This is a genomic window from Rahnella sp. PAMC25617 (assembly GCF_050606005.1).
Lineage (GTDB): Bacteria > Pseudomonadota > Gammaproteobacteria > Enterobacterales > Enterobacteriaceae > Rahnella > Rahnella variigena.
This window is the reverse complement of the sequence record NZ_JBOCUM010000017.1, coordinates 328,117-339,843: the sequence shown is the minus strand read 5'-3', so window position 1 is coordinate 339,843 and position 11,727 is coordinate 328,117. Positions and strand designations below refer to the sequence as shown.

Annotated in this window: 12 protein-coding genes; 6 read left to right on the top strand and 6 right to left on the bottom strand. The window is 51.1% G+C overall.

Features of this window, described 5'->3' with window-relative positions:
- Positions 1-147: 147 nt before the first annotated feature.
- From ACM615_RS20715 to ACM615_RS20700, 4 genes are all read right to left on the bottom strand, one after another.
- Positions 148-480: a phage holin family protein gene (locus tag ACM615_RS20715; RefSeq protein ID WP_112287784.1), complete on the bottom strand. Its 333-nt coding sequence runs from the start codon at positions 478-480 to the stop codon at positions 148-150.
- Positions 481-677: 197 nt separating this feature from the next.
- Positions 678-1,619, bottom strand: a complete 942-nt coding sequence (locus ACM615_RS20710; RefSeq protein ID WP_112287783.1) for a LysR family transcriptional regulator — start codon at positions 1,617-1,619, stop codon at positions 678-680.
- Positions 1,620-1,760: 141 nt separating this feature from the next.
- The gene (locus ACM615_RS20705) at positions 1,761-2,303 is read right to left on the bottom strand and encodes a glycoside hydrolase family 108 protein (protein ID WP_129637886.1); all 543 of its coding nucleotides are present in this window, start codon (positions 2,301-2,303) and stop codon (positions 1,761-1,763) included.
- A 21-nt stretch (positions 2,304-2,324) separates the two neighbouring features.
- The gene (locus ACM615_RS20700; RefSeq protein WP_129637885.1) at positions 2,325-2,771 is read right to left on the bottom strand and encodes a winged helix-turn-helix domain-containing protein; all 447 of its coding nucleotides are present in this window, start codon (positions 2,769-2,771) and stop codon (positions 2,325-2,327) included.
- A gap of 448 nt (positions 2,772-3,219) precedes the next feature.
- On the opposite strand from ACM615_RS20700, the gene ACM615_RS20695 reads away from it, so the two are divergent.
- Positions 3,220-5,301 (top strand): glycosyl hydrolase family 18 protein, encoded by a 2,082-nt coding sequence (locus tag ACM615_RS20695; RefSeq protein ID WP_129637884.1) that lies wholly within the window; start codon positions 3,220-3,222, stop codon positions 5,299-5,301.
- Between the two features lie 136 nt (positions 5,302-5,437).
- Here the strand turns inward: ACM615_RS20695 and ACM615_RS20690 are convergent, their stop codons facing one another.
- Complete coding sequence (locus ACM615_RS20690; RefSeq protein WP_129637883.1) at positions 5,438-6,334, bottom strand: LysR substrate-binding domain-containing protein; 897 nt, start codon at positions 6,332-6,334, stop codon at positions 5,438-5,440.
- 115 nt (positions 6,335-6,449) lie between these two features.
- Here ACM615_RS20690 and ACM615_RS20685 point away from each other — a divergent pair, with 115 nt between their 5' ends.
- Positions 6,450-8,018 carry an MFS transporter gene (locus tag ACM615_RS20685; RefSeq protein ID WP_431012449.1) on the top strand — a complete coding sequence of 523 codons (1,569 nt, stop codon included), beginning with the start codon at positions 6,450-6,452 and terminating at the stop codon, positions 8,016-8,018.
- On the opposite strand, the gene ACM615_RS20680 is transcribed toward ACM615_RS20685, so the two are convergent.
- Positions 7,997-8,773, bottom strand: coding sequence for a YdcF family protein (locus tag ACM615_RS20680; RefSeq protein WP_132964907.1), 777 nt, complete (start codon positions 8,771-8,773; stop codon positions 7,997-7,999). The genes ACM615_RS20685 and ACM615_RS20680 overlap by 22 nt on opposite strands.
- Positions 8,774-9,195: 422 nt before the next feature.
- Here ACM615_RS20680 and ACM615_RS20675 point away from each other — a divergent pair, with 422 nt between their 5' ends.
- From ACM615_RS20675 to ACM615_RS20660, 4 genes are all read left to right on the top strand, one after another.
- Positions 9,196-9,741, top strand: coding sequence for a Csu type fimbrial protein (locus ACM615_RS20675; protein ID WP_112287777.1), 546 nt, complete (start codon positions 9,196-9,198; stop codon positions 9,739-9,741).
- A 63-nt stretch (positions 9,742-9,804) separates the two neighbouring features.
- Positions 9,805-10,323 carry a Csu type fimbrial protein gene (locus ACM615_RS20670; protein ID WP_431012448.1) on the top strand — a complete coding sequence of 173 codons (519 nt, stop codon included), beginning with the start codon at positions 9,805-9,807 and terminating at the stop codon, positions 10,321-10,323.
- A 59-nt stretch (positions 10,324-10,382) separates the two neighbouring features.
- Positions 10,383-10,895, top strand: coding sequence for a Csu type fimbrial protein (locus ACM615_RS20665; protein WP_240783332.1), 513 nt, complete (start codon positions 10,383-10,385; stop codon positions 10,893-10,895).
- 18 nt (positions 10,896-10,913) lie between these two features.
- Positions 10,914-11,711 (top strand): fimbrial biogenesis chaperone, encoded by a 798-nt coding sequence (locus ACM615_RS20660; RefSeq protein WP_240783274.1) that lies wholly within the window; start codon positions 10,914-10,916, stop codon positions 11,709-11,711.
- Positions 11,712-11,727: the final 16 nt, after the last annotated feature.

The window sequence follows — 11,727 nt, the reverse complement described above, 5'->3', positions numbered from 1 at the left end:
AACAAAGTCATAAACATCATAAAAACAGGATGATATTTATTAAATTACGGCTTACAAACTTACGTCAAAAATAAAAACGCGGACCGACTCACTGGAATCGATCCGCATATTTGTCACTCAATGTGAAATTTCATTGATTCCCTTCGTTTACCGCTGAGCAAACGTAAATTTTTCCGCCAACCTCTTCACCCGGTCACCCGCTATCATTAATAACGGTCCACCGAGCACGCCTCCCATCCCGGAGGTCAGCAAAATCATATTAAAACCCATATCCCTTTCAATAAAAACAATGCTTAACAGAAAACCGGTGAAACACGACACGACAATTTGCGCAAAGCACTTATAAATATCCTCAACAGTAGGTTTAGTTTTGCAGCACATAATAAAACGCACCAACCCACCCCATGACGACATCACTAATATGGACACTAATAATTCAAATTCGATAAATACTACTTCTTTAGCATGAAAACTGATCATGATGAAAACCTCATAGATTAATTAAGTACAATTAGATAACTGCGACAATCATAATCCGGTTCGCATCAAGGCAATAATCACTTAACGTCAATAATTAATTTTAATCATCTTGTGCAGTATATTTATTAAAAAGCACTCATTAAAAAATAAAAATATCTCATCGTAAAACTCTTTAACCGCATTTATTGCCACATCTTTCAAACAGGCTCAACGGCTTTCAACTGAGAAAGTACCATATGTACATAACGTCTTTTGCTGCTGTTGGACAAGTAATGCATGTAAACAGGCGACTGTTTGATAGAAATTTCTTTCGGTAAATCAAAGTACTTTAGCTTACAGTTTCGCTCCCTGATAAAATAGTCTGCCAGCATACGAGGCAGGACCGTCAGCATATCACTGCGTTCCAGTGCGCTGATGATACCGTTGATAGAAGAAGAGCGGTAAATGACCTTGACCAGACCCGCATAAGGCGCATCAATGGTCAGAGAGGTGCCAAGAAGGTTGGTGAAATCAGTATAAACACCGTCATTATAGACGGCGTGAGGTAATGCATAGTAGTGCAACAACGCCAGTTCTTTTTGATTGGATAATAAACTGTTGGCACCGCACAAGATAACGAAGTTATCCATGGCATCCATCTTTACCGACGTGATTTTTTCATGTTGCAGGACATGATGCGAAATCACCACATCAATATTGGCATGCAACAAACTCTTTACCATTTCATCACTCTTAATATTATTCGTACTGGAAAACTCAACTTTCACTGCTTTGCCGGAGTCGTTCTTATACATCCTGTTAAAATAATAATCCTCAAGTACATCAGGACACATCACGCGCAATATTGGACAGGATGGCCCCTCCGTTTTTGTCGACTGGAGGACATCTTCAATAATTGTAATCGCATTAACAAAGGAATCATGAATATCCAGCGCGGTGGCGGTGGGTTTCAGACCAGTAGCCGTACGGTAGAACAAATCCTCCCCAAGATGCCGCCTGAGTTTGTTTATCGACAAACTTATTGCTGAGGGTGTAAGGCTCAGATTTTCTGCCGCTTTTGAGATATTCCCTGAAACAATGACTTCGTTCATTATCTTAATTAGGTTGTAATCGAAATTAATCGCACTTGGCTCATTCATTATTGACTCTCCAGATAATGGGATAGTTTTCTGCAAAATAAATAATACAACTCTTTATGCATTTAACTGTCAGAAAAATCCACCTTTAATATTGATAAGCATTATGATTTGCATACGCATTCACCGAAGATTCCGACAAAATTAGAGATTTATCCGCCCCTTCATCCAGCCATAAACGAATGATTCGTTGGCAGTTCGTCCTTCAGCCAGTTCCAGGTAACGTTGCCCCTGACTGCAATTGAGGGAGGTGACAAGTACCCCGGCGCCTTCCGTACCGCGTTTCTCGATGAAATGCGATAACGCCTTTAAGGTGCCGGGGCCAATTTTGCCGTCAACGGTGATATCGGCATAATGGGCTTCCTCCTGATTAAACACATTCAGCCAGCGTTGCAACCATTTGATGCCGACCACCGGCCCCATATTAGTCCCGGTATCGCACAGTTCCAGCGCCAGCACGGGTGCGATGGCATAGACTTTGTCAAAACCCGGCTGATACCAGTAATTTTTCTCCAGGATCAGATAGGCATCTTCTTTCGTGAAATCGACCATTTTCCCGGTGTAGCCATAACTGCGGGCGGTCTTTTCGGTAATACCCCAGTGGGTCGGGCCGCCGGTATCATTCGGGTGGTCAACATACCCGCCTTCGTTTTTTAGTACAGAATTGATCACTGGATTGGTAAACATAAGGTATTCCTCCGACAACGATTAAAGTTGAAGCGTCAGGAACAACGCGGTACCGAGCAATAAAACTGAGACGATAAAACCAAACGCCAGCAGCCAAGGTCTGACTTTTTTGACGGGTGGGACCTTATCTTCCATGATTTCGACGGTGGCTGAGGTACTGACACGGATGCCTGATTTCGGCACGGTAATAAAAAATTCATCCAGCCCGGCAAATTTAAGATCACGACGAATTAAATAAAGAGTCTGAGTGAGGCTGGCATCGCTGGTGAATTTACTGCGACTCCCCCACAATGCTTGTGAGATTGCCTCTTTTTCGATGACTTCATCCTGGGCATGTTCAATTATATAACTCAGACAGCGAGCTCTCATTGACGTCAGTTTAATATTTACATCACTGTGGAGTTTTTTAAATTCCTTTGTTTTTTCATTAAACACATATTCACTATTTATCAGGTAAACAGCCATCATCCTCTCCCCTCCATTATTACAGCCATCTGAAAACCCCCACGTAATCTTTGCCGATGATTAAGCGTATCTACTTTTATTAATTTCTCCACAGGCAATAGGATTAATATTAAGTATTTTAGTTAAGATGTGACTCATAGAGAAAAAAACGGGGGGCATTAAGTAAAACTCAAAAACAACTTAATTCTCACTCAACTACAACACACCACTCAAGCAACTGAATAGCAATGTTTTTATTTGCCAATTTGTGATATGTAATTTTGCCATCAGTGCGATTAATGACGACAGCAAAATAAACCAACACACACCATTTAAAAAGTAATCACATTTTTTATATTAGTCACTTTTATTTATATCTCAATGTGATTTGCTGGTTTTTAATTCCGCAACGATTATATCCACCAGCAGCAAACGGCTGTTGATGTATTCAATTAAACTTTAGGAAACTATTATGCCTACCAGCAGAATTATTCAGACCGATGAATTGACCAAAGCCTCTTATACTAAAGACGGTTTTGAACCGGCCACAGAAACAGAGAAATACAGCTATACCTCTGCACGTGTGACTAAACCGGTTTATAACAAATACAATACAGCGAATAAGCCTAAAGTATTTGGCTATTATACCGACTGGTCACAATATGATGGTCGTTTACAAAACCCTGAAATAGAAGCAGATAAAAGGGGGCGTGGTTTTGATCTGGCAAACATTCCACCAACCGCTTACGACAAAATCATTTTTGGTTTCGTCGGCATTGTCGGCGACCAGGGTGAGAAAGCGATTACTGTCGCCAATGCCGCACAGCAACTGGGCAAAACCACCCACCAGGCGACGTTCCTGGATCCGTGGGGCGATTTTGCGTCTTCGACTAACAACAATCTGGATAATCCGGGCTGGGTTGAACTTTCTCCGGCTAGCGCGACGCAAGCCAATGTGAAAGGTTTGGTTGGCGGCTTACGCGACCTGCAAAAACGCGCAAAAGCGGTCGGTCATGATCTGGTGCTTTCCATGAGTATTGGTGGCTGGACGTTAAGTAACGGCTTCCACAACATGGCCAAAACAGCAGAAGGGCGTCAAATTTTTGCCAAAAGCGTCGCAAATCTGTTTACCCGTTTCCCAATGTTCAGCGAAGTGGATATCGACTGGGAATATCCGGGGAATACCGGGAATAACAACCCGTATGATGATAATGATGGCGCGAACTACGCATTGCTGATTGCTGAAATCACCAAAGAAATGGCGGCTATCAAGCGCTCTGATGTGAAAATCAGCATCGCCAGCTCCGCTGTCGTGGCCATTCTGGAAAAATCCAATGTTCCTGCCCTGCTGGCCGCCGGTCTGCATGGCGTCAACCTGATGACGTATGACTTCTTCGGCACGCCGTGGGCGGAAAAACTGACGCACCACACCAATCTGCATGCACTGGTTGAAGGCGGCTGGGGCATCGACACCATCATTGATTACCTGCTGGCAAAAGGCTTCCCGGCTGATCGCATGAACGTTGGCTATGCGGCTTATTCCCGCAATGCGCAGAATGCGGTACTGGAAAGCTATTCTCCGTTAGAAGGGACTTATACCCCTGATGCAGGCAAAACCACTGTCGGAACATTCGAAAGCGGCACCACCGAATGGTACGACCTGGTGAATAACTATCTGGATCTGGAAAATCAGTCAGGCCGCAACGGTTTTGATGTGTACACCGACCAGGTAGCGGATGCCGATTACCTTTACAACAAAAATTCCGGCCTGTTTATGTCGATTGATACCCCGCGTACCGTGCGGGAAAAAGGTCGTTATGTGGTTGAAAAAGGCCTGGGTGCGCTGTTTACCTGGACTATCGATCAGGACAACGGCCTGCTGGTGAATGCCGCACGTGAAGGCCTTGGTTGCACTATTCAAAATCAGGTTATCGACATGGCGCCGCTGTATTTTGAAGGGGTTAACATCAGTGGTCAGGTACCGGATGATGAAGTCCCAGCAGAAAGTAATGTGGCACCAACCGGTGATATTGCCCTGCAGGTGTTCAGCGGCGCGAAAGTGCGTCTGAGTGCAGCGGGTTCTGCCGACCGCGACAACGACAAGCTGACGTATAAATGGACCGCGCCAGCTGCCATTGCGCTGTCTTCTTATAGTGCTGTGTCCGCAGACTTCACCGCGCCTGAGCTGGTCAGTAAAGCTGACTTCAGCTTCAGTCTGGTCGTGACTGATGAGCATGGTGAGAAATCATCGTCCAAATCTATCACCGTGACCGTTCTGGGCAATGCAGCTGTTGAACCAGAACCAACCCCTGAACCGACGCCGGAACCGACACCAGAGCCAACGCCGGAACCGACTCCTGAACCAACACCAGAGCCGACACCAACCCCATCTCCGGCCGGCAAATATGCCACCTGGGAATCCAGCAAGGTGTACAACACGGGTGATAAAGTCAGCCTGAACGGTAAAGATTATCAGGCCAACTACTGGACGCAGGGCGACCAGCCGGGCAAAGCCGAATTTACCGGCGAATGGTCACAGTGGAAGCAAATCTGAACCTCGTCAGACCTGAGATAAATCTCGTCAGACTTGAGATAAATCTCTTCTGACCTGTAATAAACCTCTTTTGACCTGTAATAAACCTCTTTTGACCTTTATAAAAAGTACCGCGGGGCCTTGTGCCCCGTTTTTTTTACTCAGGAGTGTGTTCACCAAGCACCTGCTTTTCAGTAAGAAAATCTATAAACACCCGCACTTTCGGCAGCATATGACGGCTGCTTGGCCACACCACGGAAAACTTCCCACCCTCTTTCAGATAATCTTGCAGCACCGCCACCAGTTCACCGGATTCAAGATAAGGCCGTACGATAAATTCCGGCACATAGGCCAGCCCCAGTCCCTGCAAGGTGGCCTGCAAAATCGATTCCAGATTATTGCTGCTCAGCGCCAGCGGCAGTTCAGGTGGCGTCACGCCGGTCATCTCCCATTCCTGCCACTGTCCGTTGCCCGGAAACCGGTAGCGCAGACAGGCGTGCTGATAAAGATCGTCAGGTCTTAGCGGCGCCGGATGGCTGGCGAAATACGCCGGACTTCCTACAATGGCAAACCGGAACGGCCCGAGGCGGCGTGACATCATTTGTGAACTGTTCAGTTCGCCGCTGCGGATGGCGATATCAAAGCCTTCGTCGATGACATCTGCCATCCGGTCGCTGAAATCCAGATCCAGTTCGACGTCGGGATAACGCTGACGAAATTCCGGCAGATGCGGCAACAACATGCGGTATCCAATAGCGGGCGCGGTAATGCGTAATTTTCCGCGTGGCACAGCAGAAATTCGCACCAGTTCCTGCTCCGCCTCTTCCAGTTGCGAAACGATTTGCTGGCAGCGTTCGAAAAATAGCTGGCCTTCATCGGTCAGGCTGATGCGCCGCGTGCTACGGTTGAATAGCCGCACGCTGAGTTTTTCCTCCAGCCGCGCCACACTTTTGCCAACCGCCGAGGCTGAAATCCCCATGCGCTCCGCCGCCGCCGCAAAACTCTGACTTTGCGCCGCGCGGACGAAGGCCAGCAGGCCGTTGAGGTTCTCCATTTTCCCTTCCCGATTATTAGAGCGTTTTAGTCCTTAATCATCGGACTTATGGCCTGTTTCCGCAAGATTGCAGACATTTTATCATCATCTTTATTCTCAATTGTCGGAAGCAGCCATGAACTCATTAACAGCCCTCTCAACGGGCAGCCTGCGCGTTTTGTTTACCGTATGTCTGGCGGCAGTGATTTTGCCGCTTAATTTTGTCAGCGGCGCAGTGGCAACGCCCGCTATTGCCCGCGAACTCGGCGGCAGTGCGCAGGCGCTGAGCTGGATAACCAATTCATTTATGCTCACTTTCGGCTGCTTTCTGATGGCCGCCGGTGCGCTGGCCGATGAACTGGGGCGTAAAAAAGTGTTCATCAGCGGTGTCTCGCTGTTTGCGTTGCTGTCGTTATTGCAGGCTTTCAGCAGCAATTTGCTGTGGATTGATCTGCTGCGCGCCGCACAAGGCATCGCGGCGGCGGGCGCACTGGCGGGCGGCGCGGCGGCTCTGGCACAGGAATTCGACGGCGCAGCGCGTACCCGGGCTTTCAGCCTGATGGGCAGCAGTTTTGGCATCGGGCTGGCCTTCGGTCCGTTCCTCGCGGGCGTGCTCATCGCCCACTTCGGCTGGCGTGCGGTGTTTTTCTCCGCGACGGTGATTGCAGCTCTGGCGCTGGTGAGCGGTGCCAGTAAAATGCGCGAAACCCGTAATCCTCAGGCGACGGGTATCGACTGGCCGGGTACCGTCTCCTTCACCGCCATGCTGGCATTGCTGACCTGGGCGCTGATGGAAATCCCGCAATCCGGTCTGCAAAGCGTCCGGGTACTTTCGCTGCTGGCGGGTGCGGCGCTGTTACTGGCCGTTTTTGTCATGGTGGAGCGTCGCGTAAACAACCCGATGCTCGACTTATCGCTGTTCCGCTATATCCGTTTTATCGGTGTGCAGGCGCTGCCGCTGGCGACCGGTTTCTGTTTTGTGGTGCTGCTGGTGATTTTGCCAATGCTGTTTATCGGCGTAGAAAATCTTAGCGAAGAACGGGCCGGACTCATGATGATGGCGCTTTCGGTGCCGATGCTGGTGGTTCCGCTGCTGGCGGCATGGCTTACACGCCGGGTGTCCGCAGGCGTGTTATGCACCTCGGGTTTGGTGATTGCCGCCGCCGGATTAGGCTGGTTAAGTCAGGCGGTTCTGGCGCAGGATATGACCGCGATGATCGCGCCGATGGTGGTTATCGGCATCGGCACCGGTCTGCCGTGGGGACTGATGGATGGATTGTCTGTAAGCGTCGTTCCCAAAGAACGGGCGGGCATGGCGACCGGGATTTTCAGCACCACGCGGGTGGCCGGCGAAGGCGTCTCACTGGCGATCGTTGGTGCCATTCTTTCGGCATTAACGCAAACCGCGCTGACGGCAAATTTTGCAGGCAGCGCGATCAGTGTTCAGGCGGTGAGTTCCCCGGCAATCAGTCAGGCGGCGCAGCGGCTGGCGACCGGTAATCTCGCCGTGGCGCAACAGCTTATTCCACAGGCCAGCACGGCGCAGCTTCAGCAGATTTATGCCGCTTCACTGCATCCGTTACTGTTATGTCTGATGGCGATTACGCTGTTCTCTGCGCTGGTGGTGCTGCTGGCGCTGCGCGGGAATCATCAGGATGGATCCGATCCTGTACCTGCCGGATGTCAGAAGGATCTGTCGCCGTAATCCGCTTCCAGCACCGGTTTCAGCCGGGCATAAATTTCCTCAATCTCTGCCGGAATATCCACTTCTGCGATAAAGCCCGCCCCGCGCGGGCCATAACCGCCAGGGGCGTTACGCAGGCGCGGGATTTCACCGAGCAGCAGCGACACAAACCGTGGCAAGGACCACAGGCTGTGATGCCCTTCTCCGGCAAAACGCAGTCCGCTGCCATCACGTTCCAGCTGAGGCACCAGCACCGGCCAGTTAACAAATGTCACTTCAGGGCGATCGCGCCAGACGTGGCGGAAACTGGCATCGGTGCGCAGCTGCATCAGCGGATCCTGCACCAGAGTGATGTGTGTGGAGCGATCACCGGCCAGATCCAGCACCCGTCGGGCCTGTAAGGCATTGTCGCCACAGTTGGTTGAGGCGGTTTCCAGCAAAATCTGCTTTTGCGGCGCGGCGCAGCACTGAACGCCGATATCGTTCAGCACTTCGGCCTCACTGCGACCTGATGTATGGATGTGCCGGTAGCGCACATGCGTCTGCACCGCCTGATACAGCAAGTCTGTGGAATGCCCGATGCCTCCGGCAATCAGCAAACGGGAAATCCGCCCCTGCGCCAGCGCCTGAAACGCCGCTTCGGCAGTCGGCAAAATCGCGTTGCCCAGCAGGATCATCAGAGACGGTTCACCTTCCGGTCCCTTTCCTGACGTCTGATCAAAGGCCAGAAAATGCGCCAGCCGGTTCATGTCTTGAATCACATCATCTGAAAACATCAGTAGCTCCGTTGAACTATCACGAGAAGCACATTGATAACATCACAAAATCAATGGTTAAAAAACCTCATCGTTTAGTGGTCTTAACGCAATCATTAACAACACAAAAAATAAATAAACAGGATTAAAAATGGATAATTTTGAATTTATAGAATTTTTATCCTTATTAACCAGAATGCTGAAAAGATCCCCTTAAGGTAAATTTATTAACTTATATTTAACCATAACGGCGTTTTTCATCATGCGCATAAAGTCAGGGCTCCGTTCCATTGTGAAGGGAAAACATAACACCCGGCCTGAACGCTGTTAATTACCGGCTTTTTTTGCAGTTTTTTAGCGTTAATTATTGACCACCAGAGGATTTCCACATGCAACGCCGTTGCATGAATACACAACTGTGTAAGCGGTTATTGGGAGTCATCATGGGCGAAAAAAAATCATTATTACTGGCAGGTCTTGCTGCTGCAACGCTGATCTTAGCGGCAGGTGTTCAGGCAGCCGGTACCTTAACAGGGCAGGTAGGCGTTCAGCTGACCATCAGCACCGGTTGTACTGTCGGTAACGGCACATCAACGGGAGGGACCAACCAGTGGGGCACCCTGAACTTTGGTAACTACGCGGATCTGACCAGCGTGATCAACGGGACAGTATTTGGTGCCAATGGCACCGGTGCCGTCACCATCACCTGTAGCACCGGACTGACACCGACGCTGTCACTGAACGGCGGACTGGCGGCAACCGGCGGGCTGCGGACCATGACATCCAGCGGCAACAGCATTCCTTACCGCCTCTATTCTGACACTGCACGTACCACAGAAATCGCCATCAATACGCCGATTACTCTGACGACGGGCACCACTGCGCAAAATATCCCGATTTATGGTCGTGTGCTGCCTGCTGACCAGACCAGCACCACACCGGCTGCGGGGACGTATAACGATACCGTTGTTGCCACTCTTTCCTGGTAAGGCTGTTTTCCATCAGAGCCGGTTTCGGCTCTGACTGGCTTTTGTTTCAAGGAAGGAAAGATCATGGACATCAAGGTACTGCTGCTATTGCCGGCTGCCCTGCTGGTGTCAATGCAGTTGCGCATTCCATTCAGCCAGGCGGCAACGATAGGCATCAGCGCCATGTTGCTGCCCGCCTGCAATGCGGGAACCACGACGTCCGGCAGCACCAGTTTCGGTACGCTGAATTTTGGCAATTATGCGTCGCTCACCAGCGCAATTAACGCCACCAGCGCGCAACTGGCGGGGTCGATTCGCGTGAATTGCGTGAACGGGCTGACGTATAAAATCGTCATGGATGGCGGCAGCAGTGGCGTTGTTACCGCCCGCAGGATGGTCAATACCACCAACAGCGCACTGACCTTGCAGTACAACCTTTACACCACGGCGGCGCGTACCACCGTCTGGGATAACGTGACCGGTGTGAGCGGAACCGGTAATGGCGCGGATCAGTGGAGCACGGTCTATGGCCGCGTTCCTGCTCAGACCACGCCTGCTGCCGGTGTTTATCAGGATACGGTGAATGTCACCGTATCCTGGTAGAGGTTTTTATGCCTGGCCGTTTGCTGGTGCCACAGGTGCTGCTCATATTACTGCCGCTGATGTCGTTGCCGCTGATGCCGCTGATAATGTGCAGTTCAGCGCGCGCCGCGACAGCCACCGCCACATTTACCGTCACGGCCACGCTCACCAATGGCTGCGTTTTCGGCAGCTCACTTTCCAGCCCGACCACCAATCTCGGCACCCTCAATTTCGGCTCATTTCCTTCCGTTCCCACCAATGTCGATGTGGTCAGCACCTCAGGTGCAGGCTCGGTGGTGGTCACCTGCACGCCGGGCACCACGGTGGCGATTGGTATGGATTACGGCATTCACGGCGGCTCCGCCGCACAACGTTACATGGCCAACAGCGGTGCCACCGCGACGCTTGGCTATCAGCTTTATCAGAACGCCGCACGCACCGTGGTTTGGGGAACCGGCGCGCAGGCGATGACCATCAGCAGCTTTCCCTCAACAACACAAACTTACCCGGTTTATGGCCGGTTGTTTTCTTTCACGACGTCACCCACTGCGGGCACTTACACCGACACGGTAACCGTGACTCTCACTTATTGAATCATCAGGATATGAGCTATGACGACGATGTTCTCACGCATGATGGCTGCCACCACTCTGGCTATGGCTTTGTTTTCCGGTACGGCGGTTCAGGCCGCCAGTTCGGTGCTGGTGTGGCCGGTCTATCAGATTATCGAATCCGATCAGAACGGATCGGCCCTGTGGCTGGAAAACCGTGGCGCAGAGCCGGTGTCTTTACAGGTACGCGTGCTGGCCTGGAAGCAGGAAAATTTTAACGAGAAATACGCCGATCAAACCAACGTGGTCGCCAGTCCGCCGTTCGCCACCGTGCCGCCGGGCCAGCGCCAGCTGATCCGTTTGATCCGCAACACGCCGGTGCCCGCGAATACCGAACAGGCGTACCGCATTATCATCGATGAAATTCCGTCTCCGCTGAACAGTGCCGGTGAAGGTAAAGACAAGGCGGTGGTCGGGCTGCAATTGCAGATGCGTTATCTTCTGCCGCTGTTTATGGATGGCGGCAGTTTATGGACCAACGATCGCCCTGATATGAAACGCGATGAGTCAACGGCGACCCGCCCGATCCTCACCTGGCGTTCGGTATCCGAAGGCGGCAAAACCTATTTGCAGGTGCGCAATACCGGCATTGTCCATGCGCGTCTGAGCAACGTGTTCTGGTCATCCACAGGCAATCAGAAGCAAGGCGTCAAAACCATGGTCGGCGGTTTTATGGGGTATGTATTGCCGGGGCAGCAGATGCGCTGGCCGGTGCCAGCGGGCGTCACGCCGGGCGCACAGCTCAATGCGCAAATTGCCGATAACACCAAACCGATTGTCATTCCACGCGGCGAATAACAGCAGGAGCCGCCAC

Bases quoted from the DNA above. Each gene is read 5' to 3' on its own strand.
- ACM615_RS20670 (WP_431012448.1), top strand. From the start codon at position 9,805: ATGGACATCAAGGTACTGCTGCTATTGCCGGCTGCCCTGCTGGTGTCA.
- ACM615_RS20700 (WP_129637885.1), bottom strand. From the start codon at position 2,771: ATGATGGCTGTTTACCTGATAAATAGTGAATATGTGTTTAATGAAAAA.
- ACM615_RS20660 (WP_240783274.1), top strand. From the start codon at position 10,914: ATGACGACGATGTTCTCACGCATGATGGCTGCCACCACTCTGGCTATG.
- ACM615_RS20705 (WP_129637886.1), bottom strand. From the start codon at position 2,303: ATGTTTACCAATCCAGTGATCAATTCTGTACTAAAAAACGAAGGCGGG.
- ACM615_RS20675 (WP_112287777.1), top strand. From the start codon at position 9,196: ATGGGCGAAAAAAAATCATTATTACTGGCAGGTCTTGCTGCTGCAACG.
- ACM615_RS20690 (WP_129637883.1), bottom strand. From the start codon at position 6,334: ATGGAGAACCTCAACGGCCTGCTGGCCTTCGTCCGCGCGGCGCAAAGT.
- ACM615_RS20665 (WP_240783332.1), top strand. From the start codon at position 10,383: ATGTCGTTGCCGCTGATGCCGCTGATAATGTGCAGTTCAGCGCGCGCC.
- ACM615_RS20685 (WP_431012449.1), top strand. From the start codon at position 6,450: ATGAACTCATTAACAGCCCTCTCAACGGGCAGCCTGCGCGTTTTGTTT.
- ACM615_RS20680 (WP_132964907.1), bottom strand. From the start codon at position 8,773: ATGTTTTCAGATGATGTGATTCAAGACATGAACCGGCTGGCGCATTTT.
- ACM615_RS20715 (WP_112287784.1), bottom strand. From the start codon at position 480: ATGATCAGTTTTCATGCTAAAGAAGTAGTATTTATCGAATTTGAATTA.
- ACM615_RS20695 (WP_129637884.1), top strand. From the start codon at position 3,220: ATGCCTACCAGCAGAATTATTCAGACCGATGAATTGACCAAAGCCTCT.
- ACM615_RS20710 (WP_112287783.1), bottom strand. From the start codon at position 1,619: ATGAATGAGCCAAGTGCGATTAATTTCGATTACAACCTAATTAAGATA.